General features: G+C 59.9%; 23 protein-coding genes. 13 read left to right on the forward strand and 10 right to left on the reverse strand.

From position 1 onward, the window contains the following. The first annotated feature begins 489 nt into the window (after positions 1 to 489). Entirely contained in the window at positions 490 to 1,380 is an 891-nt protein-coding gene (locus tag ACL9RI_RS24385) for a ChaN family lipoprotein (protein ID WP_422729064.1), read from the forward strand. Here the strand turns inward: ACL9RI_RS24385 and ACL9RI_RS24390 are convergent, their stop codons facing one another. Beyond that, positions 1,381 to 1,788, reverse strand: coding sequence for a PRC-barrel domain-containing protein (locus ACL9RI_RS24390; protein ID WP_422729065.1), 408 nt, complete (start codon positions 1,786 to 1,788; stop codon positions 1,381 to 1,383). It lies immediately after the preceding gene. Between the two features lie 245 nt (positions 1,789 to 2,033). Between ACL9RI_RS24390 and ACL9RI_RS24395 the strand changes: the two genes are divergently transcribed. The 3 genes from ACL9RI_RS24395 to ftsB all read left to right on the forward strand — a co-directional run bounded on the left by ACL9RI_RS24395 (position 2,034) and on the right by ftsB (position 5,505). Beyond that, positions 2,034 to 3,683, forward strand: coding sequence for a CTP synthase (locus ACL9RI_RS24395; RefSeq protein WP_183675776.1), 1,650 nt, complete (start codon positions 2,034 to 2,036; stop codon positions 3,681 to 3,683). A 160-nt stretch (positions 3,684 to 3,843) separates the two neighbouring features. After that, positions 3,844 to 5,127: a phosphopyruvate hydratase gene (gene eno, locus ACL9RI_RS24400; RefSeq protein WP_422729066.1), complete on the forward strand. Its 1,284-nt coding sequence runs from the start codon at positions 3,844 to 3,846 to the stop codon at positions 5,125 to 5,127. Between the two features lie 54 nt (positions 5,128 to 5,181). Next, positions 5,182 to 5,505 (forward strand): cell division protein FtsB, encoded by a 324-nt coding sequence (gene ftsB, locus ACL9RI_RS24405; RefSeq protein WP_422729067.1) that lies wholly within the window; start codon positions 5,182 to 5,184, stop codon positions 5,503 to 5,505. A gap of 208 nt (positions 5,506 to 5,713) precedes the next feature. Here ftsB and ACL9RI_RS24410 read toward each other — a convergent pair whose 3' ends face one another. The 4 genes from ACL9RI_RS24410 to hslO all read right to left on the reverse strand — a co-directional run bounded on the left by ACL9RI_RS24410 (position 5,714) and on the right by hslO (position 10,954). Next, the gene (locus ACL9RI_RS24410) at positions 5,714 to 5,980 is read right to left on the reverse strand and encodes a hypothetical protein (RefSeq protein ID WP_422729068.1); all 267 of its coding nucleotides are present in this window, start codon (positions 5,978 to 5,980) and stop codon (positions 5,714 to 5,716) included. Positions 5,981 to 6,154: 174 nt separating this feature from the next. Continuing rightward, positions 6,155 to 7,273, reverse strand: coding sequence for a glycerophosphodiester phosphodiesterase (locus ACL9RI_RS24415; RefSeq protein WP_422729167.1), 1,119 nt, complete (start codon positions 7,271 to 7,273; stop codon positions 6,155 to 6,157). 11 nt (positions 7,274 to 7,284) lie between these two features. Beyond that, positions 7,285 to 9,711 carry a TonB-dependent receptor gene (locus ACL9RI_RS24420; protein ID WP_422729069.1) on the reverse strand — a complete coding sequence of 809 codons (2,427 nt, stop codon included), beginning with the start codon at positions 9,709 to 9,711 and terminating at the stop codon, positions 7,285 to 7,287. Between the two features lie 259 nt (positions 9,712 to 9,970). Continuing rightward, entirely contained in the window at positions 9,971 to 10,954 is a 984-nt protein-coding gene (gene hslO, locus ACL9RI_RS24425; RefSeq protein ID WP_422729070.1) for an Hsp33 family molecular chaperone HslO, read from the reverse strand. A gap of 317 nt (positions 10,955 to 11,271) precedes the next feature. Between hslO and ACL9RI_RS24430 the strand changes: the two genes are divergently transcribed. The 8 genes from ACL9RI_RS24430 to bamC all read left to right on the forward strand — a co-directional run bounded on the left by ACL9RI_RS24430 (position 11,272) and on the right by bamC (position 18,337). After that, a complete protein-coding gene (locus ACL9RI_RS24430) occupies positions 11,272 to 12,150 on the forward strand; it encodes an alpha/beta fold hydrolase (protein WP_422729071.1) in 879 nt (292 codons plus the stop codon). A 91-nt stretch (positions 12,151 to 12,241) separates the two neighbouring features. Continuing rightward, positions 12,242 to 13,075, forward strand: a complete 834-nt coding sequence (locus ACL9RI_RS24435) for a 3',5'-nucleoside bisphosphate phosphatase (protein ID WP_422729072.1) — start codon at positions 12,242 to 12,244, stop codon at positions 13,073 to 13,075. A gap of 128 nt (positions 13,076 to 13,203) precedes the next feature. After that, positions 13,204 to 14,091: a protease HtpX gene (gene htpX, locus ACL9RI_RS24440; protein ID WP_422729073.1), complete on the forward strand. Its 888-nt coding sequence runs from the start codon at positions 13,204 to 13,206 to the stop codon at positions 14,089 to 14,091. Positions 14,092 to 14,128: 37 nt separating this feature from the next. Beyond that, positions 14,129 to 14,752 (forward strand): L-threonylcarbamoyladenylate synthase, encoded by a 624-nt coding sequence (locus ACL9RI_RS24445; RefSeq protein ID WP_422729074.1) that lies wholly within the window; start codon positions 14,129 to 14,131, stop codon positions 14,750 to 14,752. 59 nt (positions 14,753 to 14,811) lie between these two features. Further along, positions 14,812 to 15,492 carry a site-2 protease family protein gene (locus ACL9RI_RS24450; protein WP_422729075.1) on the forward strand — a complete coding sequence of 227 codons (681 nt, stop codon included), beginning with the start codon at positions 14,812 to 14,814 and terminating at the stop codon, positions 15,490 to 15,492. 44 nt (positions 15,493 to 15,536) lie between these two features. After that, the gene (locus tag ACL9RI_RS24455; protein WP_422729076.1) at positions 15,537 to 16,118 is read left to right on the forward strand and encodes a class I SAM-dependent methyltransferase; all 582 of its coding nucleotides are present in this window, start codon (positions 15,537 to 15,539) and stop codon (positions 16,116 to 16,118) included. Positions 16,119 to 16,202: 84 nt separating this feature from the next. After that, complete coding sequence (gene dapA / locus ACL9RI_RS24460; protein WP_422729077.1) at positions 16,203 to 17,081, forward strand: 4-hydroxy-tetrahydrodipicolinate synthase; 879 nt, start codon at positions 16,203 to 16,205, stop codon at positions 17,079 to 17,081. Between the two features lie 68 nt (positions 17,082 to 17,149). Beyond that, the gene (gene bamC / locus ACL9RI_RS24465) at positions 17,150 to 18,337 is read left to right on the forward strand and encodes an outer membrane protein assembly factor BamC (protein ID WP_422729078.1); all 1,188 of its coding nucleotides are present in this window, start codon (positions 17,150 to 17,152) and stop codon (positions 18,335 to 18,337) included. 173 nt (positions 18,338 to 18,510) lie between these two features. Here bamC and ACL9RI_RS24470 read toward each other — a convergent pair whose 3' ends face one another. Next, positions 18,511 to 18,765: a hypothetical protein gene (locus ACL9RI_RS24470; protein WP_422729079.1), complete on the reverse strand. Its 255-nt coding sequence runs from the start codon at positions 18,763 to 18,765 to the stop codon at positions 18,511 to 18,513. Positions 18,766 to 19,119: 354 nt separating this feature from the next. Beyond that, complete coding sequence (locus tag ACL9RI_RS24475) at positions 19,120 to 20,241, reverse strand: JmjC domain-containing protein (protein WP_422729080.1); 1,122 nt, start codon at positions 20,239 to 20,241, stop codon at positions 19,120 to 19,122. Positions 20,242 to 20,334: 93 nt separating this feature from the next. Here ACL9RI_RS24475 and ACL9RI_RS24480 point away from each other — a divergent pair, with 93 nt between their 5' ends. Beyond that, a complete protein-coding gene (locus ACL9RI_RS24480; RefSeq protein WP_422729081.1) occupies positions 20,335 to 20,883 on the forward strand; it encodes an FKBP-type peptidyl-prolyl cis-trans isomerase in 549 nt (182 codons plus the stop codon). Positions 20,884 to 20,964: 81 nt separating this feature from the next. Here ACL9RI_RS24480 and ACL9RI_RS24485 read toward each other — a convergent pair whose 3' ends face one another. The 3 genes from ACL9RI_RS24485 to ACL9RI_RS24495 form a co-directional block, all read right to left on the reverse strand. Continuing rightward, positions 20,965 to 22,020, reverse strand: coding sequence for a hypothetical protein (locus tag ACL9RI_RS24485; protein ID WP_422729082.1), 1,056 nt, complete (start codon positions 22,018 to 22,020; stop codon positions 20,965 to 20,967). Then, on the reverse strand, positions 22,017 to 24,689 hold the full coding sequence (mutS, locus tag ACL9RI_RS24490; protein WP_422729083.1) for a DNA mismatch repair protein MutS: 2,673 nt from the start codon (positions 24,687 to 24,689) through the stop codon (positions 22,017 to 22,019). Before mutS ends, ACL9RI_RS24485 begins: the two co-directional genes overlap by 4 nt. A 194-nt stretch (positions 24,690 to 24,883) precedes the next feature. After that, positions 24,884 to 26,044, reverse strand: coding sequence for a Fic family protein (locus ACL9RI_RS24495; RefSeq protein ID WP_422729084.1), 1,161 nt, complete (start codon positions 26,042 to 26,044; stop codon positions 24,884 to 24,886). Positions 26,045 to 26,151 lie beyond the last annotated feature (107 nt).

Consider the following 26,151-nt stretch of genomic DNA (forward strand, 5'->3'; position numbering starts at 1 on the left):
ACGGTGTCACGCTATCGATTTCGGCCAGGAAGCGGTCGCGCCGCGTCAGTTTTTTCTTGGCGGCGTATTCGAGGTCGGAAAAGCTCTTTTGCATGATTGGTCGCGGGCGGTGAACGTAGCGTGATTGTCTCAGGTCGCGGCACCGACGGGAACGGGGCGGCTGAATTAATCAGCGTTTCCTTAAGTCAACCACATCCGCAGTACACTGATTGGTGCAATGCGATAAGCATTCATGATGGGAAAAACCGGATGGCGCATTTCGCGTAATAGCGATTTGTTGCCGCGAACATAGTTTGAGCAGAGCTTGCATGAAGAGCGATACCATGTCTGTGTCACAGCTCGCCAATTGAGTGATGATGTAGCTGCCGGTGTCACTGCGCTTGTCGATGCGTCAGCCGGAGGAGGGCTATATCGCGGAATGGTAAGTGAGAATCATTTCCATTAAAATGATGGTCATTGCTGTTTTTGCAGCGCTATTCTAAGGCCGTCATGAAACTGTCCCTGTCCTTGCTTGTGTCCGCCTGCCTGCTTGCCCTGAGTGTGGGCAGTAGTGTGGCCAGTGATGTTGTTCCTGCCGTTGTTACGGCGCCCGTCTCTGCGCCAGATGTCAGCCAGCTGGGCGAGATTATCGATTTGCGCAGTGGCCAGCGCATGACTGCTGAACAATTGCTCGATCATCTGGCGGCGGCGCCGCGTGTGATCGTGGGCGAGCAGCATGATCAATTGAGTCATCATCGGATCGAGCAATGGCTGCTGCAGCAATTGCAGGGACGGCGGCCGCAAGGCAGTGTGCTGCTGGAAATGCTGAACCCGGACCAGCAAGCGAAAGTGGAGCAGGCCAAGTCGTGGCTGCAAGGTCATCCGCAGGCAACGCCTGATCAGCTGGCGCAGCAACTGGCGTGGCAAGCCAGCTGGAAGTGGGATCAGTATGGCGCGCTGGTGATGGAAGCGATGCGCGCGCCGTATCCGGTCTGGTCGGCCAATCTGGACCGCAGCGAGATCAGGCAGATGTTTGTCGACAAGCCTGGCGTGCAGGGCAAGTTTTCCAACCTGGCCAACGACGCCCAGGTGCAGGGCAAATTAAAAGACATCATCCGCGCCATGCATGATAACCAGATCGACGAGCCGCGCCTGGCTGCCATGCTGGCCATCCAGCAGCAGCGCGACCGCCGCATGGCCGAACGGCTGCTGGCCGCGCCCGCGCCCGCCTTGCTGGTTGCCGGCGCCTACCATGCGCAGCAGGACCTGGGCGTGCCGCTGCATGTGCGCGATATGACGGGTGGCGCAGCACCGCTGGTGCTGGTGCTGGCCAGGCAAGGCGCCACCGTGAGCCGGGCGCAGGCAGACCTGGTCTGGTTCACGCCAACTGCTGATCAATAATCAGTCATTGCGCGGCGTGGTGCCGTAGTAGGTATGCAGCTCGTTGGCCCAGGCCTGGTCGGCCATGTTGGGCCAATGGTCCGTATCGAAGCCGGGCGCATTTTCGATGCGCTCCTTGTCGACGTTGAGCGTGAAGCGTTTGTTGACGGTGTCGAGCAGCAGTGCTTCCCAGGGCACGGCAAACAGTTTTTCACCGAGGGTAAATACGCCGCCGTGCGACAGGACGGCGTAGGCGATTTTGCCGCTGCGCATGTCGAGCATGATCTCCTTGATTTCCCCCAGGTGTTCATCCCGGGCGTTGTGCACATGGTCGCCGATCAGGGTGTCGGCACCCATCAGTTCAGGGCCGGGACCCTTGTGGCCCCGATTGACATACATGCCATAGGCGTCGCGTTCTTCGTAGCTCATGATGGACCTCCGTTGAAAAATGCCAGTGTGGTCCTGCCGCGAGAGCGGGTCTGTTCGGTTCACCACACAAGATATGGAATTGGAAATATTTCAAATATTTCCAATTCGTAATAATGTTGTGTGTTGGCATCCTGCCGGGCGGGAATGACGGCATTTGGCGTAATTTTCCGCGCAGGGCAAGTTCGCGCAGCGGGCTTTAGTGTATAATTTCAATTTCCCGCACGTGCCGTTCGGCACCATCTGCAATGACCAAATTTGTCTTCGTCACTGGTGGCGTTGTGTCTTCCCTTGGAAAAGGGATTGCCGCCGCCTCTCTCGCCGCGATCCTCGAATCGCGCGGCCTTAAAGTCACCATGCTCAAGCTCGACCCGTATATCAACGTCGATCCTGGCACGATGAGCCCTATGCAACACGGTGAAGTGTTTGTCACCGACGACGGGGCCGAAACCGACCTCGACCTCGGTCACTACGAGCGCTTCATTTCCACCCGCATGAAAAAGGTGAATAACTTCACCACCGGCCAGATCTATGAATCGGTGATCCGCAAGGAACGCCGCGGCGAATATCTGGGCAAAACCGTGCAGGTGATTCCGCATATCACCAATGAAATCCAGGACTACATCCGTCGTGGCGCAGAAGGCTACGACGTGGCCCTGTGCGAAATCGGCGGCACCGTCGGCGATATCGAATCGTTGCCATTCCTGGAAGCAGCGCGTCAGCTGAGCCTGCGCGCTGGCCGCAAGAACACCGCGTTCGTGCACCTGACCCTGGTGCCGTACATCGCTTCGGCCGGTGAGTTGAAAACCAAGCCGACCCAGCACTCGGTGCAAAAGCTGCGCGAAATCGGTATCTTGCCGAACGCACTGCTGTGCCGTGCCGACCGTGCAATTCCGGAAGACGAGCGCGCAAAAATCTCGCTGTTCTCGAACATCGAAGAAGATGCCGTCATTTCCGTGTGGGACGTCGACACCATCTACAAAGTGCCGCAAATGCTGCACGATCAAGGCCTCGACAAGATCATCTGCGACGCGCTGGACCTCGATCCGGCGCCGGCCGACCTGTCGGTCTGGAGCAAGCTGATCTACACGCTCGAGCATCCGAAAGCGGAAGTGACCATCGGCATGGTCGGCAAGTATGTGGAATTGACCGAGTCGTACAAATCGCTGATCGAAGCGCTGCGCCACGCCGGCCTGCACACGGAAAGCCGCGTCAATATCGAGTACATCGACTCGGAAGAAATCGAAACCACCGGCTGCGAGAACCTGGCCAAGTACGACGCCATCCTGGTGCCGGGCGGCTTCGGCAAGCGCGGCGTGGAAGGCAAGATCAAGGCTGCCCAGTTCGCCCGCGAACACAAGATTCCTTACCTGGGCATTTGCCTGGGCATGCAGGTCGCCCTGATCGAGTACGCACGCAACAAGGCCGGCATGGCCAACGCCAACTCGACCGAGTTCGACCGCGATACGGATCAACCGGTGGTGGCACTGATCAATGAGTGGCAAAACCACGATGGTAAAGTCGAGTTGCGCGATGAAAACTCGGACCTGGGCGGTACCATGCGCCTGGGCGCGCAAACCTGCGCCGTCAATCCGGGCACCCTGGCGGCCGAGATCTACGGCAGCGTGGTGACCGAGCGTCACCGTCATCGCTACGAAGCCAATAATCATTACCTGGCCCGTGTCGAAGCGGCTGGCCTGATCGTTTCGGCCCGTACGCCGAGCGAAGATTTGTGCGAAATCATGGAATTGCCACGCACGGGCGACAACGCCCACCCATGGTATATGGGCGTGCAATACCATCCTGAGTTCAAATCGACGCCACGTACTGGCCACCCGCTGTTCACCTCGTTTATCAAGGCAGCGCTGGCACAGAAGGAAGCCACCGCCGCCGCTTGATAGCGGGCGAGATAGCGTAGTACTACCGTAGCATGACTCCCGGCACGCCAGTTTTCCACTGCAACGTCTGCCGGGAGTTTGTTTACCCCGTTGTGCAATTGCGCAATTGCGCGTCAGAACGCAGTGTGCAGCCCCGTTACGCTTAACTTTGGAGAATGATATGAGTGCTATTGTTGACATTATCGGCCGTGAGATCCTGGACTCGCGCGGCAATCCTACCGTCGAATGCGACGTGTTGCTGGAATCGGGCGTGATGGGCCGTGCGGCCGTACCGTCGGGCGCCTCGACCGGTTCGCGCGAAGCCGTGGAATTGCGCGATGGCGACGCCAAGCGTTATTTCGGCAAAGGCGTGCTGCAAGCATGCGAGAACATCAATACTGAAATCTCCGAAGCCATCATGGGCCTGGACGCCAATGAACAGGCTTTCCTGGACCGCACCCTGATCGACCTGGACGGCACGGAAAACAAATCGCGCCTGGGCGCCAACGCCATCCTGGCCGTCTCGATGGCTGTCGCCAAGGCTGCCGCTGAAGAAGCCGGCCTGCCGCTGTACCGCTATTTCGGCGGTTCGGGCGCGATGCAGCTGCCAGTGCCGATGATGAACGTCATCAACGGTGGCGCACACGCCGACAACAACCTGGACATCCAGGAATTCATGATCATTCCCGTGGGCGCACCGTCGTTCAAGGAAGCCGTCCGCTACGGCGCGGAAGTGTTCCACACGCTGAAAAAGATCCTGCACAAGAAGGGCCTGAACACCAACGTGGGCGACGAAGGCGGTTTCGCGCCATCGCTGGCCAATCACGAAGAAGCCATCAAGCTGATCATCCAGGCCATCGAAGAAGCCGGCTACGAGCCAGGCACGCAGATCGCCATTGGCCTGGACTGCGCCGCTTCCGAGTTCTACAAGGACGGCAAGTATGAAATGGAAGGCGAAGGCCTGAGCCTGACCGCGACCGAGTTCACCAACCTGCTGGCGACCTGGTGCGACAAGTACCCGATCATCTCGATCGAAGACGCGATGCATGAAGGCGACTGGGAAGGCTGGGCGATCCTGACGGCGGAACTGGGCAAGAAAGTGCAACTGGTCGGCGACGACCTGTATGTCACCAACACCAAGATCCTGAAAGAAGGCATCTCGAAAGGCATCGCCAATTCGATCCTGATCAAGATCAACCAGATCGGCACCCTGACCGAAACCTTCGCCGCCATCGAAATGGCCAAGCGCGCCGGCTATACGGCCGTCATTTCGCACCGCTCGGGCGAAACGGAAGATTCGACCATCGCCGATATCGCTGTCGGTACCAACGCCCTGCAGATCAAGACCGGCTCGATGTCGCGTTCGGACCGCATGGCCAAGTACAACCAGCTGCTGCGTATCGAGGAAGACCTGGGCGACGTCGCCAGCTACCCTGGCCGTGATGCGTTCTATAATCTGAAGTAATTTGTCACCTACAGGCCGGCCGGAGCAATCCGGTCGGTTTTTTAGCGATATCCCATGCGCCTCATTACGCTTGCCCTGGCAGCCTTGCTGCTGTTGATACAATACCCGCTCTGGCTGGGCAAAGGCGGCTGGCTGCGCGTTGCCGACATGGAAGCGCAAGTGGCGGTCGCGAACAAAAAGAATATGGAATTGAAGGCGCGTAACGACAAGCTCGAGTCGGAAGTGCGCGACCTGAAAGATGGCACCGGCGCCGTCGAAGAGCGTGCCCGCTATGAACTGGGCATGGTCAAACAGAATGAAATTTTCGTGCAGATCGTGCGCAAGGGCCAGACCCCGACGCCGCCTGCAGCCGCCGACGCCACCGCTGCGCCGCGCTAAGTATTCCTGCCCCTGCCAGCCTGGACCGATTGCCAGGCTGCTGCATCATTTTTACTTCTACTCTACTGCGTGTTGCTGTTTAGAACTTCGCTTTGCCCGTCATGATCAGGTAAAAGTGGATCGCGGTAACGGCGACGGCAACTACGATCAGGCCGGATTCGATAATCATCATGATATTTCCTTGTTAGTCAGAGTTGGATGTCAGGTATTAACCACGGGAAGCCATGAAGCGCAGTTCGGCGGCCAGATTCGGCATGAACTTGTCGTGGCGCATGGCTTCCGAGTTCAGCAGGGCGATATCGCGCTGGCTGGGGCGGGTGTAGCGCTGGTCTTCGGCGCTGGCGATGACTTCTTTCTGGGCCAGTTCGCTGTAAGGCTTGGCAGCGAGCAGGGCGCCGACAAAGGCGCGGGTGGCGCGGCCGAGGTTGCTGAAGTAGCCGTCGTTGTTGCTGTAGGTGGAGCTGAATGTGGACATATGCCCTCCATGAAAATGCGTTGTTGCAGTGCACAATAATGAAGTTTTTGATATGCGTCCAATTCCAAATCCCCATTTCAGAAATTCACAATATGAATAAGAAGGGCGTCACCACTGGTGACGCCCTGAAATGAAAATTGTTACAAGATATGTAAATGGTGCTGCAAGCAACACTTAGCCAGCGGCCAGGCGTCCTATCCCCGGATCATCGCTGAAGAAGCCGTCCAGCCCCGTCTGGATATAGCGCTTGATCTCCGCCACGGAACCGGCTTCGTTGCGGGCATTTTCGCCATTGCCATCGCGGAAGTCGGCTGCCAGGAAACGGTTTTCCGGGCGGAAGGTCCATGTGTGCAGCAGCAAGCCTGCCTGGTGCGCATCGTCGACGATCGAGGTCGGCGGCGCCAGGCGCTCGTCTTTACCCAGTGGTATCACGTCGCGCGTCGGCGGCGCCACCACGTCGGCGTAGGTGGCGATGTCGCGCATGCCGGCCGGCGAGACCATCTGGTGGAAGGTCAGCTTGCCGCCCGCCTTGGCCACGTCCATCGGACGGATGTCCATGTTGACCACCAGCTGCATCAGGCGGATGTTGGCGCGGTGGCCCAGCTTTTCGCGCAGATACTTCAGGTTAGCCACTTCGAACGACTGGATTTCCAGCGGCGCGCGGCGCGTGTACTCGTGTTCCAGGATGATGGACAGGAAACGGTCTTCCATCGCCAGGCCCGCATCGCGGAAGTAGGTCGAGCTTTTCAGCTCGGGCACCAGGCCGATCACGCGGCCGGTGGCGGCCGATTGCGCTGCAACAAATTCGATGATTTCTTCCCAGGTCGGGATCTGGAACTGGCCATCGTACAGGGTGTTGGCGGTACGGATTTGCGGCAGGCGCTCGATGGCGCGCAGCGTTTTCAGTTCGTTCAGGGTGAAATCATCGACGAACCAGCCGTCGTGCATCTGGCCATCGACCATGCGCTTGCCGCGCCGGTTGGCAAACTCGCTGCGTTTGGCCACGTCCGTCGTTTCGATCAGATTGCTTTCATGGCGCGCCACCAGCACGCCATCCTTGGTCGACACCAGGTCTGGCTCGATGTAGTCGGCGCCATCGGCGATCGCCTTGGCGTACGACGCAAACGTGTGCTCGGGGCGCAGCGCGCTGGCGCCCCGGTGGGCGAACACCTGCGGGCGCGCCGTCGGCAAGGTCAGCATGCTGGCGGCGAAGCCCGGCACGGCTGTCAGCGCCAGGCCGCCAACCGTGGCCTTGACGAAGTTGCGGCGCGAAAAGTGCCGTTGAGGAAGGATAGGATTGCGCATCAGAAGTCCGCAGTCAAGGTCAGGAAGCCCTGGCGCGGGGCGATCGGGAAGGTGTTGTAGGTGCCGCTGGCTGCACCGACCACCACGTTCAGCACGCCCTGGCGATTGGCCAGGTTGCTGACGGTAGCGCGCCAGCGCGGGTTTTTCAGCCAGCTGGCCAGGTTAGGCAGCTTGCCCGACACCCCCAGGCTCATCAGGAAATAGCTGGAGACGGACAAATCGTTGGTGTACGTGGCATAGCGCCGGCCCACGTAGTCGCCGATCAGCTGCACGTCGACATCGCCGATGGTGGCCGAGGCCACGGATTTGTTCAGCCACTCAGGCGAACCTGGCACATCCTTGCCTGCCGTCGGTACCAGGGTGGTGCCGCTCAGGTAATCGTCGGCGTATTTCGAGCGGTTGTACGACAGCGCATTGTAGAACGAGAAGTTCTTGCCGAAGTGCAAGGTGCCAGCCAGGTCGATACCGTCCGTGCGCACGCTGCCTACGTTGGCCAGCACCGGGTTGCCGCCGATGATGGACGAGATCACGGCAGTCGGGCTGATTTGCAGCAAACGGTTGCTGAAGTCGACGTGGTAGATATTGACCTGGCCATCGATGCCGGTGACAGGGCCCAGGTCCAGCGGGTGGCTGCCGCGCACGCCCACTTCATACGTCACGGCGGTTTCCGGCTTGGCAGTTTTCTTGAACAGGTCGAATGCGGCCTGGTTGGCCAGGCTCCATGGCGAGGCGCCGCCGCCGCCATAGGTCACGAACTGGCGCATGTTTTGCTGGATGTTGAAATACAGCTGGTCTTTCGGCGTGAAGTCCCAGCGTCCGCCGACTTGTGGCAGGAACCATTTCTTGGTGGTAATCGAGCCCACCGGCAAGGCGGTCGAGCCGCCAGCGATGGCGCCGACCAGCGGCTGCACGGGGAATTGGCCATCGGCAAATTGCAGGCTGGACTTGAAACCCGCTTGCAGCGCCATGTCGGGACGGATATTCCATTCATCCTGCAGGTGGAACTGGGCGACCTTGGTATCCATCACGCTGCCGTACTGCGTGATCAACGGATCGGTCGGGCGGTCGTATGGCGAGCTTGGATTGTTCACGTCCAGCGCATACCAGCGGCGGTAGGCCGACGACTTGTTTTGTTCCAGCCAGACGCCTGCTTCCAGTTGATGGTCGCCCATTTCCTTGCGCAGGGTAGAGACCAGGCCGCCGCGGTTGATCTTGTATTCGGTGGTGCGCGTGGCGTAGCCGGAACCGCCGAACACCTGTTTCAGGTTCTGGTTCGGGTAGTACACGCTGAACAGCGCTGGCAAGCCGGCCACGCCGATCGGGCCGGCGACCACGCCCACGCCGTCATCGTTGTGGAAGTACACCTGGTTCGACCAGGTCGTGCCTTCGGACAGGTTGGCGTCGAACTTGGCATACGCCAGGTAATCGGTGCGCTGCGCATCGCTGTAGTAGTTGCGGTAGTTATTGCCATCGGCGGCCGGCGTGGCGCCCGTTGGCGACAGGTAGTTCAAGGCCGCATTAAAGTCGGGATACAGGAACGGGCGCGTGTACGGTGCGCTGGTTTCGCCCTTGACGTGCACGGTGCTGTCTTCGTTCGGCTCGGTCTTGTCCGAGTAGTTGAAGAACAGGGTCAGCTTGCCGGCGTCGCTGCGGTTGACGAACTTGGCGTTGACCTGGTCGCCGCCCTGGCGGCCGTTGAAGTCCCAGGCGTGCGCTTCGTGGTGCAGCACGGAAATATAGGCACTGTTGCCGTCGCCAAACACGCCGGTGTCATAGCGGGCATAGGTGCGCGACGTGCGGTGGCTGCCCACCGTTTGCTGCACCGTGCCGCCACGGGTGGCCAGCGGGTCGCTGGAATAGGTTTCGATGGTGCCGCCCAGGTTGCTGGTCGAGGCCGTGCCGACATCGCCGGCGCCCGACGAGAGCACCACGCTGCGCACGTTTTCGCTGATCACGGCGCGCTGTGGCGACAGGCCGTTGTAGTTGCCGTACTGCTGGTCGCCCAGCGGCACGCCATCCATGGTGTAGCCCAGTTGCTGGCCCGAGAAGCCGTGCACGAACAGCGACAGATTTTGCTCGTTGTTACCCCATGGGTCAGCCGTCTGGAAGCTTACGCCCGGCAGGGTTTGCAGCGCCTTGAGCGGATTGGTGCCCGGCAGGATCTTTTGAATCTCGTTGCTGTTCAGGGCAACTGAAGAGCGCGTCTTGTTGGAGGAAATCTGCACGGTGGCCATCGTCGCCGCGCTGCCATCGTCGGCAGGAGCGGCAGCCGCGGCTGCCGGGGCGGCCATTTCGCTGGTGGCGGCGGTGACGGCGGCGGCAGCGGCCGTTTGCGCCAGCGCGGGCATGGACAGGCCCGCTGCGCAGGCGCCCAGTAAGACATTAAAGGAGTGGCGGCGCAGCGCCAGCTTCAAATTCGAGTTCATCAATCAGCCTGTGGGAAGGAAAGGTATGGGGGTGGAACAAGCTGCGCAGCGTATAGCCGCTGTATGACGCGTTGATGACGGTTGCGTGACGGGAAGATGACAAGAACGGGGTGGCAAGCGCGCCGCCCGTGGGGCGGCGCGTGGGTGTTGCAGGGAATTACATTAAACTTTGGTAATGTTAAAGCAGTAACCGAGGGTGTTGTTTAATTGAGTTATTTAATCAAGATACTTGATCAGGCAACGCAATCAGGCAATGTCATTAGTTAATGCTGGACGCTGGCGGGATCAGTACTTCGGCCGGCGCGTTGCTGACGAACAGCTGTGCGCAATCGACCTTGTCGAAATCGTAGTGCTGGCCGCAGAAATCGCAGTTCACGCCCACGTGGCCGATTTCTTCCAGCGTGCTGTTGACTTCTTCCTCGCCCAGCATCTTGAGCATATTGCCCACTTTTTCACGGGTGCAGGTGCAATGGAAGCTTGGGTGCAGCGGATCGAACACGCGGATCGTCTCTTCCCAGAACAGACGCTGCATCAGGGTATCGATATCGGTCGCCAGGATCTCTTCCTCTTTCAGGGTCGAGGCCAGCATCACGGCGCGGTTCCAGGTTTCCAGCGCATCTTCTTCCGACACGGGCGTCGCTTCAGCCTTGCCGCCATGGTGGGGCAGCTTTTGCAGCAGCAGGCCGCGCGAAGTGTTGTCGTCCGTGGCCAGCCACAGACGCGTGTCGAGCTGTTCCGAGCGCAACATATAATTTTCGATGACGGTCGCCATGTCGTCGCCGTCCAGCGGCACGATGCCCTGGTACGGTTGCTGGCCCGGCACCTTGTCGGCCGGATCCAGGGTGATGATGAAGCGGCCCTTGCCGGTGGCGTTCAGCAATTGCGGCACGGTGGCGCCGTCCACGATGGTGGCGTCCGGGTCCAGCTTGGCGGTGGCGCGCAAACGCAGTTCCGAATCGCACTCGACCACCATCAGGCGCACCGGGCCGTCACCGTGGATTTGCATGATGATGGAACCGTTGAATTTCAGGTTGGCCGACAGCAGGGCGGCGGCAGCCACCATTTCGCCCAGCACTTTTTTCACGGCCACCGGGTAGGCGTGGCGCGACACCACTTCCTGCCAGGTGTGGGAGACATCGATGAACTGGCCGCGCACGGCGGCGTTATCGAAAATAAATTTCTGCAGGGTATCCTGGCCTTCGGTGGCTACGCTTGCTGTCACGGCGCTGGTATCGGTCGTCATGTGTTTATCCAATCTTCTTGAGTTGCATGTTGTTGCATATTAAATTCGCTGGCCGCGTGAATGAAGTCGACGGCCGGTTGTCAAGGCAGTGCCTGCTGATCGCCGCGATTGGCGGTGGTGGAAACGCCGGGCACAGCCGGATGTGGAAGTTTGACGCTATTTTACGCTGGGCGGTTCACTGTTGTAAGACAAGTACGAACAATGGCGCTGATCCGGTATAATTAAAGAACGGTCGTACTTTTATGCGTGTCCTCTCTACAGGCACAGCATGTGGCGACATCCGCGCTACTTTCAAGGCAGGCAAGGCAATGAAAACCATGAAAACTTCCCGTTCCGAATTCATCTCCATCCGCGGCGCGCGCACCCATGTGCGCCATTGGGGCCGCGAAGGCGCACCCATCTTGTTCATGGTGCATGGCTGGATGGACGTGGCTGCCTCGTTCCAGTTTGTCGTCGACGAGCTGGCGGGCGACTGGCATGTGATCGCCCCCGACTGGCGCGGTTTCGGCTTGAGCGACTACACGCAGTCCGATACCTACTGGTTCCCCGACTACCTGGCCGACCTGGACGCCATGCTGCAGCATTACTCGCCCGATGCGCCCGTCAACTTGCTGGGCCACAGCATGGGCGCCAACGTGGCCGGCCTGTACGCGGGCGTGCGGCCGGAACGCATCGCCCGTTTCATCAACCTGGAAGGCTTCGGCATGATGGCCACGCGCCCGTCGCAAGCGCCTGGCCGCTACGCCCGCTGGCTCGATGAATTGCGCGAGCCGCCGCTGATGCGCAGCTATCCGAGCCGGCAAGCGGTGGCGGCACGGCTGCAAAAGACCAATCCGCGCCTGAGCGACGAGCGCGCCGCCTTTTTGGCCGAACACTGGTCGGTGCAGAACGAGGCGGGCGAGTGGGAGATCATGGGCGACCCGCGCCACAAGCGCGTCAACCCGATGCTGTACCAGGTCGAGGAAGTGATGGCGTGCTGGAGCCGCATCACGGCGCCCGTGTTGTGGGTGGAGGCGGCCGGGACGAATATGTGGGAATGGATGGGGCCGAAAGAAGAGGCGCGCATCGAGATCGACCGCCGCCTGGGTTTCCTGCAAGACGTGCGCTGCGAAATGATGATGGATGCGGGCCATATGCTGCACCACGACCAGCCGGCCAAACTGGCGCGGCTGGTGGAGCAATTTCTTGCTCAATAGCATGCTGATCACAGTAGTGCTCTTGTCTCTGGCAAGCAGCGTACAATGAAAACTTCTTCCATGTTCAGCCCGCGCGCGGTATTGTTTTCCCATGCTTAAAGTCGATCTACATTGCCACTCCAATATCTCCGACGGCGTGCTTGCACCGGCCGCCGTGGCAGCGCATGCGCACCAGGCCGGCGTCCAGGTGTGGGCGCTGACGGACCACGATGAAGTGTCGGGTACTGCGGCCGCGCGCGCCGCCGCCCTTGATCTGGGCATGCGCTTCGTGGCGGGCGTGGAAATTTCGATTACCTGGGCCGGTCAAACTGTGCACATCGTCGGCTTGCAGATCGATGAAAACCATCCGGCGCTGGTGCAGGGCTTGCACCAGACGCGTTCCGGGCGCGATGCGCGCGGGCGCGAAATCGCCCGCCAGCTGGACCTGGCCGGCATTCCCGGCGCCTATGACGGCGCCTTGAAATTCGTTGGCAACCCGGACCTGATGTCGCGCACGCACTTTGCGCGTTACATCATGGAAACGGGCAAGTGCGCGAATATTCCGGAAGTGTTCAAGAAATACCTGTCGGAAGGCAAGCCCGGCTACGTCGAGCACCGCTGGGCGACCCTGGCCGAAGCGGTGGGCTGGATACGCAGCGCGGGCGGCCTGGCCGTGATCGCCCACCCGGGCCGCTACCGTTTCAGCGACACGGCGCAGGGCGTGCTGTTTGATGAATTCAAGCAATTGGGCGGCGTCGCGATCGAAGTCGTCACGGGCAGCCACAGCCCGGACCAGTATGGCGAGTATGCGCGCCTGGCCAACGACTACGGTTTCCTGGCCTCGCGCGGCACCGACTTCCACGCGCCGGGCGAGTCGCGCGTGGACTTTGCGCAGTTGCCGCCGCTGCCCGCCAATGTCACGCCGATCTGGCACGACTGGTTTTAATATCTCAGGCAATCTCGCTTCGCGACGATTCTTAAGGTATTCATAAGACGTGCCGCACTTGAAATGTGCGGCCCTGTACTTATATTTTCACTACTATCGTCTTCAATATTCCTCTGGAGCCAACGCCCATGAAACGTATCGTCCTCTTTGTTGTCACCAACCTGGCTGTGATGCTGGTGCTGTCCATCGTCCTCAGTTTGCTGGGTGTGGGCAATCCTGCGCGGGGCAGTACCTTGAACCTGGGCAGCCTGATGGTGTTTTCGCTGGTGGTCGGTTTCACCGGCTCGATTTTCTCCTTGCTGATCAGCAAACCGGTCGCCAAGTGGAGCACCGGCGCGCGCGTGATCGACAACCCGGGCTCGTCGACCGAATTGTGGCTGGTCAATACCGTGCGCGCCCTGTCGGAGCGGGCCGGCATCGGCATGCCGGAAGTGGCCGTGTACGACGGCGAGGCGAACGCCTTCGCCACCGGCGCGTTCAAGAATTCGGCGCTGGTGGCCGTCTCCACCGGCTTGTTGGAAAGCATGAACCGCGAGGAAGTCGAAGCCGTGCTGGGCCATGAAATCGCCCACGTGGCCAATGGCGACATGGTGACCCTGACCCTGATCCAGGGCGTGGTCAACACGTTTGTCGTCTTCATGGCGCGCGTGGTGGGTTTCTTTGTCGACAATGTCCTGTTGAAGAATAACAACCGCGAAGGCGGCGGACGGGGCATCGGTTATTTCGTCACGGTGATGGTGTGCGAAGTCATCTTCGGCTTGCTCGCTTCCATCATCGTCGCCTGGTTCTCGCGCCAGCGCGAATTCCGCGCCGATGCCGGTTCGGCCAAGCTCCTGGGCAGCCCCACGCCGATGGTGCATGCGCTGGCCCGCCTGGGCGGCGTGCAGCCGGGCGAGCTGCCGCAATCGATGCAGGCGCTGGGCATCAGCGGCGGCAATAGCGGCTGGGGCGCGCTGTTTGCCACCCATCCGCCGATCGAACAGCGCATCGCCGCCTTGCGCGGCGTACAATCATGACGTTTTTCACTCGCTGGTTCGCCAGACCCTATAGACCATGAGTCAATTTTTTCAGATACACCCCGACAATCCGCAATTGCGCCTGATCAAGCAGGCAGCGCAGATCATCCAGTCAGGCGGCGTGGTGGCCTTGCCCACCGACTCCTGCTATGCGCTGGTGTGCCAGCTCGATGACAAGGGCGCGGTCGAACGCTTGCGGCGCATCCGGGGCGTGGACGAAAAGCATCACCTGACCTTGCTGTGCCGCGACTTGAGCGAGCTGGGCGTGTACGCCAGGGTCGATAACCGCCAGTTCCGGCTGCTCAAGGCGGCCACGCCGGGCGCCTACACCTTCATCCTGGAAGCGACCAGGGAAGTGCCGCGCCGCCTGAGCCACCCGTCGCGCAAGACCATCGGCTTGCGGGTGCCGCAGCACCGCATCGTGCATTGCCTGCTGGAAGAGCTGGGCCAGCCGCTGCTGGGCGCCACCCTGACCCTGCCTGGCGATGAGGAGAGCCTGACGGACGCCGACACCATCCGCGAGCGGCTGGAAAAACTGGTCGACCTGATCATCGATGGCGGCGTGTGCGCGCATGGCCCCAGCACGGTGATCGACCTGACGGGGACTGAGCCGGAAGTGGTGCGCGTGGGCCGCGGCGACCCGGCGGCGCTGGGCCTGTAAGCCGTGGTCTTCATGACAGCATAAGAAAGGCACGGGGCCGCTCTGGTAGAATCGCGGTCATGAGCAATTTCAACGAGATAGTCCAGACCATTGCGGTCTACCTGGTTCCGGTGCTTTTTGCGATTTCCCTGCATGAAGCTGCGCACGGTTATGTGGCCCGGTATTTTGGTGACTCCACTGCATCGGACGAGGGGCGGCTAAGCCTCAATCCCATCCGGCATATCGATCCCTTTGGTACGATTCTGTTGCCGTTGCTGCTGTATCTCACGATCCAGGTGCCGTTCGGCTATGCCCGGCCAGTGCCTGTCGATTTCAACCGCTTGCGCAATCCCAAGAAACAGATGGCCTGGGTGGCCGCAGCCGGCCCTGCCGCCAACCTGGTGATGGCGCTGGCCTGGATGGTCGTCTTCATCGTGTTGGCGGACAAGGTGCCGGCGTCGCCATTGCAGGCGTATCTGCTGGAAGTGAGCCAGGCAGGCGTGCTGGTCAATGCGGTGATGTGCGTGTTTAACCTGATCCCCGTCCCGCCGCTGGACGGTGGCCGTATCGTCACCGGGCTGCTGCCGCTGGAATTGTCGAAACAATATGCCCGTCTCGACCGTTATACGCCGTTTATCTTTGTCGGACTGATCGTGCTCAGTTATACGGGCGTGCTCGGTAAATTCCTGCCTGGTATCGTGCAGGTCGTCATCAAGGGTGTGTATGGGCTGACTTTGCCGCTGCGGATGCTGCTGGGCTGAGGCAGGGTATCTTGAGCGAAAAGCAATTAACTGATGGAATATGAATGCAAGTATTAAAACAAGTGGAACCGCTCGTCGAGAGTGAAGCAATTTCAGCCTGGGTGCGCCGTTGGGCGCCCCTGATCCCCGGTGGCGAAGTGCTGGACCTGGCTTGCGGCAACGGCCGCCATGCGCGCCACCTGGTCGGCCTGGGCCACCCGGTGATTGCGCTCGATCATGATCCCGAAATGCTGGAAAAAGCCGCCGGCACGGGTATCGTCACTTCGCTGGTGGACCTGGAAGCGCCGGGCGCCGCCTGGCCTTTTGCGGCCGGGCGCTTTGCCGGCATCGTCGTGACGAATTATCTGCATCGTCCCTTGATCGAATCGCTGGTGGCCAGCCTGGCGCCCGATGGCCTGCTGGTCTACGAAACTTTCTCTGAGGGCAATGAACAATTCGGCAAGCCGTCGAATCCGAAATTCCTGCTCAAGGAAGGCGAAATGCTGGGCTGGGCCGCGCAGCACGGCTTGCGCGTGGTGGCGTATGAAGAGGGCCGGGTAGAACAGCCAAAAGCTGCTCTAGTGCAACGAATTTGTGCCGTTCGGCCAGATTTTCCACGGTTGGCGGCCCTGTTGCCACCGTTTTGAGCGGCGTTTCGAAATCAGAATGCACCACAGGCGCGGGCTATCCGCTACAATCGTTGTTTTATTTATCGGCGCTATAAAATTACTATGATCAAGGGCAGCATTGTAGCAATCGTCACCCCGATGCACGCAGATGGCAGTCTGGATATTCCAGGCCTGCGCAAGCTGATCGACTGGCATATCGCCGAGGGGACGGATGGCATCGTCATCGTGGGCACCACGGGCGAATCGGCAACAGTGAGCGTGGAAGAACACTGCGAACTGATCAAGCTGACCGTCGAGCATGCCAAGGGACGCATTCCTATCATCGCCGGCGCCGGTGGCAATTCCACAGCCGAAGCCATCAAGCTGACGCGCTACGCCAAAGAGGCGGGCGCCGATGCTGTCTTGCAAGTGGTTCCGTACTACAACCGTCCTACCCAGGAAGGCATGTACCAGCACTTCAAGGCCATCGCCGAAGCCGTCGACATTCCAGTCATCCTGTACAACGTACCTGGCCGCACCGTTGCCGACATGAGCAACGAGACCATCGTGCGCCTGGCGGCGATCAGCAATATCGTCGGCGTGAAAGACGCGACCGGCAATATCGGCCGTGGCGTAGACCTGCTGCGGCAGGTGCCAGCCGATTTCGCCGTGTATTCGGGCGACGATCCGACCGCCATGGCGCTGATGTTCTGCGGTGGCCACGGCAATATTTCCGTGACTGCCAACGTCGCGCCGCGCGCCATGCACGAACTGTGCGTGGCCGCCATGGCCGGCGAGCGTGCCAAGGCCATCGCCATCAATAACAAGGTATTTCCCCTGCATCAGAAATTGTTTGTCGAGCCTAATCCAGTGCCCGTCAAATGGGCGCTGGCGGAAATGGGCATGATGCCCGCCGGCATACGCTTGCCTTTGGTGCCGCTGGCTGAACATTGCCATGCCACGGTACGCGAAGCCTTGCGCGACGCCGGTGTCTTATCTTAAGCCCTGACTAGCACAGTCCGGACCTTCCCTGATTTCAGCTGCCTCTTAGCTTCTTATCCAGTAACGACATGACTAATAGCAAGAAAACCAACCCGGCGCCTGCCACCATCGCCGTTCGCGGCCTCGTCATCGGCGCCGTCGCAGCCAGCCTCGCCGGCTGTGGCATGATCAGTTCGGTGGTCGGTGGCGACAAGGTCGACTACAAGTCGGTCAAGAAAGCCAGCACCCTGGACGTGCCGCCCGATCTGACTCAATTGCAGCAAGACAACCGCTACGCCTTGCCAGATTCGAAAAATGGCGTGGCCACGGCCTCTGGCTACAACGCGCAGCGTAATGCCACCGCCGGCGCACCGGTCGCCACCAACGCCACCGGCGGCGCAGTGGACGTGGTGCCCGTGGCAGCAGGCGGCGTCAAGGTGGAACGTGTCGGCAACCAGCGTTGGCTGGTGGTCAAGCAGTCGCCTGAAGTGCTGTGGCCGCAACTGAAGCAATTCTGGGAAGATTCCGGTTTCAATCTCGCCATCGACGAGCCGACCGCCGGCATCATGGAAACCGAGTGGAATGAAAACCGCGCCAAGCTGCCGCAAGACATCATTCGCAACACCATCGGCAAGGTCTTCGATTCGCTGTATTCGACGGGCGAGAAAGACAAGTACCGTACCCGCCTGGAGCGCCTGCCGGACGGCTCGACCGAGATCTACATCAGCCACCGCGGCGTGGAAGAGGTCTTGACGGGCCGCGACAAGGAAACCACCACCTGGACCGCGCGTCCCAACGATCCGGGCCTGGAAGCGCAATTCCTGGCCAAGCTGATGATACGCCTGGGCGCCGCCACCGACGAGGCGCAAGCCAAGACGGCCGTCGATTCGGCCATCGTCCAGCCGCTGCACGCCAAGCTGGTGGGCGAGGGCGCCACGCACGCCATCGAAGTCGACGAAGGTTTCGACCGCGCCTGGCGCCGTGTCGGCCTGGCGCTGGACCGCGTCGGCTTTACCGTGGAAGACCGCGACCGCACGCAAGGTACGTATTTCGTGCGCTACGTCGATCCGGATGCGGTCAAGCCAGAAGGTTTCTTCGCGAAACTGTTCAGCTGGGGTTCGTCCGACAAGGACAAGGAAGCGCAGCGCTACCGCGTGGCGGTCAAGGCCGGCAATGGCTCGACCAGCCTGGTCAGCATCCTGAGCAGCGAAGGCAAGCCGGATGTCACGCCAGTGGCCGGCAAGATCCTCGGTCTGCTGAACGATCAGCTGAAATAAGCGCAGCGGCAGGCACCATGCCTGCTGCGGATCAAAAAAGGCTGGCTCCTTACGGAAGCCAGCCTTTTTTATTGCCTGCGCTATTTATTAGTGGCTCTGGTTAAAGAGCATAAAAGTTGCGGGCATAAAAAAACCGGCCCGAAGGCCGGCTTTCTTTGATGCAGGGTGCTAAATTACTTAGCAGCCGATGCAGCAGCCGAAGCGGCAGCAGCAGCGTCGCTAGCAGCCGAAGCAGCGGTCGAAGCAGCAGCAGCAGCGTCGGTAGCGGCCGAAGCAGCAGCGTCAGCAGCTGGAGCAGCAGGAGCAGCTTCTGCTGGAGCTGGTGCTGGGGTTTCAACTACTGGTGCTGGTGCAGGAGCTTCTTCTTTTTTGCTGCAAGCGGCCAGAGCAACAACCATCAGGGAGGCGATCAGCAGGGATTTTTTCATTTGTTTTCCTTAATTATTTCAAAAAATAAATCAACATTGTTGCGATGAATAATTACCGGTAATTATCGCTCGTTAGGTCGTCTTCGAAGGCTTTTCGTACCAGGTGGTGCCTGCCAGACAACGGAAACTTCCTAACCGAATATTATAGCGATTTTTGGTGCGTCGCAATAGCAGCAAGAGGCAAATCCGCAACTATTTTGTGATAACGCAATAATTAGCAAAGCAAATTGCAAGCAAGTGTAAGTGTTTTGCGTAAGCGCCACAAAACGATATAAAAATATTATGTTTTATTGCGCTAACGCAGAAACAAAAACACCTGTTGCGGGTAGTGCCACTTTTACTGCAACGCAGCTATCAGGCCAGTTCGATCCAGCCATCCTGATACCAGGTGTACAACGCGTCCATCACGTCATCAGACGCTTGCGCCACGGCCGCGCCAGCGAGCGCGCGGTCATTGGCCAAGCTTTCCAGCGCCGTTTTATCGGCCCGGCCAACGGCGAACGATTCGCCATTGATGAAGACATTCTTGCCACGATACAGCATCAAGGTCTTACGTGACAACACGACACCTTTTTTGTACGCGGCTTCCGTGAAGCGGCCCACCGTCAGCGGTTTGGACAGTGGCGTGAAAAACACATTGTGCTTCGGTTCGGACAGGTGTTCCCCCAGGAAGATGGTCACATCTTCTTCCGTGAAGCGTACCTTGTTCAGTTCTTCCGTGATGGTGGCGAGCATCTCGCGCGGGATTTCCGCCGGCTTGGCTGACGCTTTCAATTCGGGATCTGCATAGCGGCCCGGCAAGTCGATCGAGTCGGCCATGAATTGCAAAAAGGCTTCGCCCAGTTCCTGGAACGATGGCGAGCGGAAACCGATCGAATAGGTCTGGCAGTCGCCGATGGCCACGCCATCGTGCGCGTAGTGTGGCGGCAGATACAGCATGTCGCCCGGTTCCAGGGTGAATTCTTCGTCCGGCGTGAAGTTGCTGAGGATTTTCAGCGGCAAGCCGTCGATCAGGCTCAAGTCCTTCTGCGCGCTGATGCGCCAGTGGCGCTTGCCCTGGCCTTGCAGCAGGAACACATCGTAGGAATCGAAATGCGGGCCCACGCCGCCGCCATCGGTGGCGAAGCTCACCATCAGGTCATCGAGGCGTGCGTCTGGCAGGAAACGGAACTGGCGCAGCAGTGCATCGGCTTTGGCGTTGTGCAGGTTGGCGCCCTGCACCAGCAAGGTCCATTCCTTTTGTTTGGGTGAAGGCAGGCTGGTCAACGGACCTTGCTGCATCGACCAGTGGCCATCGGCATGGCTGACCAGGCGCGATTCGACGTGGTCGAGCTTGGCCAGTTCAGCCATGGCCTTGAAGTCCAGCAGGGGCTTGAAGCCAGGCACGGCCTGACGGATCAGCAGGGGTTTTTTATGCCAGTAGTCGCGCAGGAATTGCGCTGGCGTGATATCGCCGAGGAGAGTTAATGTTTTCATGCGCCCATTATAACAACCGCAAATGCAGGAATGCGCTCGCCGCGAGCGGCGGAAAGGTATAATTTGCCAGCTTATACAATGAAAGGAAGCATAATGAAGATTGCCAAGAATACGGTCGTGACTGTCAACTACAAACTGTCAGACGCGCAAGACAATCTGATCGAAGATGGCCGTCAGCCTATGGTCTACCTGCATGGTGATTATGAAAACACCCTGCCGAAGATCGAAGAAGAGCTCGACGGCAAGGAAGTTGGCTATTCCAACACGATCCAGATCGAACCGGACGATGCTTTCGGTGAATACGATCCAGCGCTGGTCAAGGTCGAGCCACGCAACCGCCTGCCTGAGCCGCTGGAAGTGGGCATGCAATTCGAAGGCATGCCAGAAAGCGATTCGACCGATGAAGAAGCGATGATCTTCACCGTGACCGATATCGCCGACGACAAAGTTGTTCTGGATGGCAACCATCCACTGGCCGGCATCGCGCTGCGCTTCTCGCTGACCGTCGCCGACGTGCGCGAAGCCACCGAAGAAGAAATCGCCCATGGCCACGTGCATGGCGCGCATGGCCATGACCATGGCGATGACGAGGGTGATGAAGGCGAAGACGGCGATCACTTCCGCACCCACCCTATCCACTAAGTGGTAACGCCTGACCAGACCTGCTGCGCGTCGGTATAGGTAGCCTGCGATGCTCACCGTACTTGAGTACGGTTGCGCTTCTTAGCCACCTCTCCCTTCCGCTCGCGACGGTCTGGCCAGGCGTCGTGACGTTCGCTGGCTTGATGCGGACTGGTTTGGTGCCAGTTTGCCGGCGCGTTCACGCACTTCAAACAAGGGCGACTTGCCTGGCTGTACTGCGATGGTGGCCCAGTCGCTGTCGATGCTGATGTGGCCGAGGTTATCTTTCCAGCTGATTTTTGGTCCCTGGCTGCTTTTCTTGCCCGCCTTCTTGATGCCCGCCTGGGTGTCGACCAGCAATACCTTGCCTTCAAATTTCTTGGCCAGCAGGCGGATCTGCTTGCGGGGGCTGGCGAAGCCATCTTGCTTGCTGCTGAAATTGGGGAGCAGCGAACTTTCCTCTTCTTCCAGTATGTGTACGTCGCCATCCGAGAACAGCACGATGCCGTCCAGTTTCTTGCGTTGCGCCATGGCAAATAAGCGTTGCAGCCAGGAACGGTTGGCTACCAGCCGGTCTTCGAATTCGCTGTTGCGGCCCGCTTCCGGCAGGAAATGGTTGTTGTTGGCCGGTAGGTTCACGGTGGCAAACAGCACGCCGCCATATTCCCAGTGGGCATTTTCCGCATAGCTGCGGAACTTGGCCGTCGACGACAGCCGCGACAGGCTCAGCTTGCGCTGGCCCAGGCTGCTGTCGTCGGCAAAAAACACTTCGCGCAAACGGTTCAGGCGTTCGATGGCGTTGGCACGTCCGCGCGAATTGCGGCAGTTGGCCCAGTCGCTGGCCGATAGTGAAATCACCAGCGGCTGGCTGCTCGCGTCCAGCAAATCCTTGCGCTGGCTGTACAGCTTGTCGCTGCACGATTCGCTGGCCGCCTTGATGCCGGTCGCCACCAGGAAAGCGGGGTGCAGGTTGTTGCTATCCTGGATCGCGTGTTTCAACGGCGCATCGTCCGGCCCCGCCTTGAACGAGTGCCCCAGCACGGCAAAGTCGAAGCCGGGCTCCTCTGCCCGTGCCAGCGTGCCCTGCCATAGCAGGCACACCGCCAGCGTACTGGCGGCGAGCCTTGCCAGGCGAACCTTGCCGGAGCGGATGATCATGCGGCAGCCAGCCGTTTCAGCTGGTACAACTGTTCCAGCGCATCGCGCGGCGTCAGCGCATCGGGATCGAGGTCGGCGATCGCGTCCAGCAAGGCTTGCTGGGCCTCGTTGAGGGCGGCGCCTGGCGCGGGCGCGTCGTCTTCCTCCTGCGCATACGGATCGCTTGATGGCGCAGCAAACAGGTCGCGTTGCGGCGTGGCGTCCAGCGCCTGCGTTTCCAGCCGCGCCAGATGCTTGCGCGCCGCCTTGATCACCGGCTGCGGCACGCCAGCCAGCTGCGCCACCTGCAAGCCATAGCTTTGCGAGGCCGGGCCCGCTTGCACGGCGTGCAGGAAGACGATGCTGTCCTTGTGCTCGACGGCCGACAAATGCACGTTGGCGGCGCTCGGATGGCTGTCCGGCAATTGCGTCAGCTCAAAATAGTGCGTGGCGAACAGGGTAAAGCTGCGGCTGCTGTCGATCAGGTGGCGCGCAATCGCCCACGCCAGGGCCAGGCCATCGAAGGTCGAGGTGCCGCGGCCCACTTCATCCATCAGCACCAGCGAGTGCTCGGTGGCGCCGTTCAGGATGGCGGCCGATTCCGTCATTTCCACCATGAAGGTCGAACGGCCACCGGCCAGGTCGTCGGTGGCGCCGATGCGCGTGAAGATGCGGTCGATCGGGCCGATGGTCGCGCTAGTTGCTGGTACATAACTGCCCACGTAGGCCAGCAGGGTGATCAGGGCCACCTGACGCATGAAGGTCGATTTACCGCCCATGTTCGGGCCGGTGATCAGCAGCAGGCGGCGTTCATTGACGAGGCGGCAATCGTTGGCGATAAAGCGTTCGATCTGCTTTTCCACCACCGGGTGGCGGCCTTCGACGATGTTGATGCACGGCTCGGCCACCAGTTGCGGCGCGACCCAGTTGTGTTGCTGCGCATGTTCCGTCAGCGCGTTCAGGGTATCGAGCTGGGCCAGGCCCTGGGCGATGGTTTGCAGGGTGCCGATATGCGGCGCCAGTTCGGCCAGCAGCAGGTCGTACAGCAGCTTTTCGCGCACCAGCGCCTTGTCTTGCGCCGACAGGGCCTTGTCTTCGAACACTTTCAGTTCCGGCGTGATGTAGCGCTCGGCGTTTTTCAGGGTCTGGCGGCGGCGGTAATCGTCGGGCACCTTGTCGGTCTGGCCATGCGTGACTTCAATATAGAAGCCATGCACCTTGTTGTATTCCACGCGCAGGTTGGCGATGCCGGTGCGGGCCCGTTCGCGCGTTTCCAGGTCGACCAGGAACTGGCCCGCGTTTTCCGACAGCGCCCGCAATTCATCGAGTTCGGCATCGTAGCCGCGCGCAAACACGCCGCCGTCGCGCACCATCGCCGCCGGTTCCGGCGCCACGGCGCGCACCAGCAGGTCCAGGCAATTTTCCGGCGTCGCCAGGGAAGTGTGGATGGCGCGCAGCAAGCTGTTTTGACTCTCCTGGCCATGGCAGCGCACGACTTGTTCGCGCAGCGCCGGCAATTGCAGCAAGCCATCGCGCAGGGCAGCCAGGTCGCGCGGGCGGGCCGACAGCAGTGCGATGCGCGTGGTGATGCGTTCAATATCGGGCACTTGCGCCAGCGTGGCCGCCAGCGGGCCGGCCGCTTCGCTTTGCGCCAGCGCGGCAATCGCTTCGTGGCGCGCGCGGGCCACGCCCTGGTCGCGCCGCGCATGATGCAGCCAGTGGCGCAGCATGCGCGAACCCATGGCCGTGCGGCAATGGTCGAGCAAGGAGAACAAGGTCGGCGATTCCTGGCCGCGGATGGTTTCCGTCAACTCCAGGTTGCGCCGCGTGGCGGCGTCCAGGCCGATGAATTCGCTTTCGTTTTCCGTCGTCAGCGAGCGCACATGCTGCAAGCCGCGGCCCTGCGTCGACTGCGCATAACGCAGCAGCGCGCCGGCCGCGCCGAACGCGGCTTTCATTCCATCGGCGCCGAAACCCGTCAAGGTGGCAACGCCCAGCTGGTCGAGCAGCGCCTTGTGGCCGCTGACCACGTCGAAATGCCAGTCGGGCACGCGGTTCACATGCGTGCCGGCGTAATCGTCAAACAGGCCGCCATGGTCGCCGCTGAGGATCTCGGCCGGCACGATGCGCTCCAGTTCCTGCTGCAGGCGCGTGGCCACGGTGGCGCTGTCGCCGGAAAACTCCATCAGTTTCAAGGCGCCGCTGGCCAGCGACAGCCAGGCCAGGCCCGTCGTCACGGTCTTGCGCTGCGTCACGCTGCACAAGGCCAGCAGCGGCCGTTCGGCTTTTTCGGGCAGCAAGTCGGCATCCGTCAGGGTGCCTGGCGTGACCACGCGCATGACCTTGCGCTCGACCGGGCCCTTGCTGGTAGCCGGGTCGCCGATCTGTTCGCAAATGGCGACCGACTCGCCCAGCTTGACCAGCTTGGCCAGGTAGCCATCGAGCGAATGAAACGGCACGCCGCACATCTTGATCGGATTGCCACTGGCTGCGCCGCGCGCCGTCAGGGTAATGCCCAGCAGGCGCGCGGCTTTTTCTGCATCTTCAAAAAACAGCTCGTAGAAATCGCCCATGCGATAGAACACCAACATCGTCGGGTGGTTGTCCTTGATCGCCATATATTGCTGCATCATGGGCGTGAGCTTGCTCCGCTGGATGTTGGCAAGCTCTTGATTTGACTGCATATTCATTGTAAGTCTTTGAGTTTGATCGTTGTTCTGTGTGGAATTCGGTGGTGCGATGGCGCTATTGCGCAGCAGGCCACACTTTACCATTAGCGGCTGCCGATGACCGCCACTTGCGCCGACAAAGTCGATCAGATGGTGGATTTATTGCTGTTTGCCCGATGGGGGCAGGTGTCAAACCAGCATAGGCGTCATGGTCGTCACTTTTCCATGGAGCTGGGAACGAATCCTTCTTCGGTCAGGGCCTTGATGACGCCGCGTAACAGGTAATTGTTGGTGAAGCAGATCGCGTACTGTCTGGCGCCCGGGTAGATTGCTTGCAACATTTTCAGCTCTACCAGTCGTTTGATCTGATAGGTGCGCTGGTTGTCAGTCAAGTTGGGCATGACTTTTTTCAGGTCCGCCGACTTTGCACTTTTCAGCCGAACCACTTCAAGCAGTACGTGATATTCAGCAAGCGTTATCAGCTGCCGCGCACGTGAAATATTGAGTGCGGGTATGAGAATTTTTTGCTCGATGTAATCGTATTGTGTCAGCCGATCTACTTTTTGCAGCTCAAGCAATACTCCTTCAAGTACATAAATACACCAGTTTTCAATGCCCTGCGTTGTGCCACTATCGGCGCTACCAAGCATCTGGTAGTAGCGCTCCCGGTTGTTACAAAAGACTGCGGTTGGGTTGAGCACGCGTCCATCTTTGACGTTGAAGCCGTACTTGATGAGCAGAGCGTATGTCAGCAGGCGGACGACCCTTCCGTTTCCGTTTGAGAAAGGATGTATCCAGCCGAACCGGTGATGGGTGAGGGCCACTTTCATCAGGTCGTACTTGGGCGCTGAGGCGGTGTTGACAAAATCCGTCAACTCCTTCATGTACTGCGGCACGGCAAGTGCCTCAGGCGGCAGATGTGCCGACATGGCGATTGTGACCGCTCCTTCTCGATACGCTCCCGGTGTTTTGTCGCCCTCGCGCTGTAATGTGCTCACGGCAATCTTGTGCAAATCGCGTATGAACGTTTCGGTCAGTGGTGCAGCAGGCTCGATGGCCTCTTCAACATACCGCATCGCTTTTTCGATGTTGCTGATCTCTTGCATTTGGTCACTGTTGCCAGCCCCGTCATCGCCTCTTAGTGTTGCGTCGACAAGATCGGCCAGTGTGGTGTGATTGCCCTCGATGCGGGCAGACCCCAGACTTTCCAGCAGGTGGAAGATGTGTTTGAGCTGGAAGAATACGCCCGCAGGCGTGCTCCCGCCCAATTGCAGGCGACGAAGATGCTCAAGTTCGTTGATGACATCGACTAGCGGTGAGTCAAATGTCGGGTTGCATAGTTTGAGCTCGAAGTGTTCGAAGCGAGGATTAATCATAGAAGGAATCTAGAAGTTATTGATACTGGTGTCAATAACTATCTTGAATTTTGTAAAAAAACCTTTTTTAATCAATGGTTTGAGAGAGATCCCATAATTCATTATCT

The sequence above is a fragment of the Janthinobacterium sp. Mn2066 genome, assembly GCF_049319705.1.
Taxonomy (GTDB): domain Bacteria; phylum Pseudomonadota; class Gammaproteobacteria; order Burkholderiales; family Burkholderiaceae_D; genus Janthinobacterium.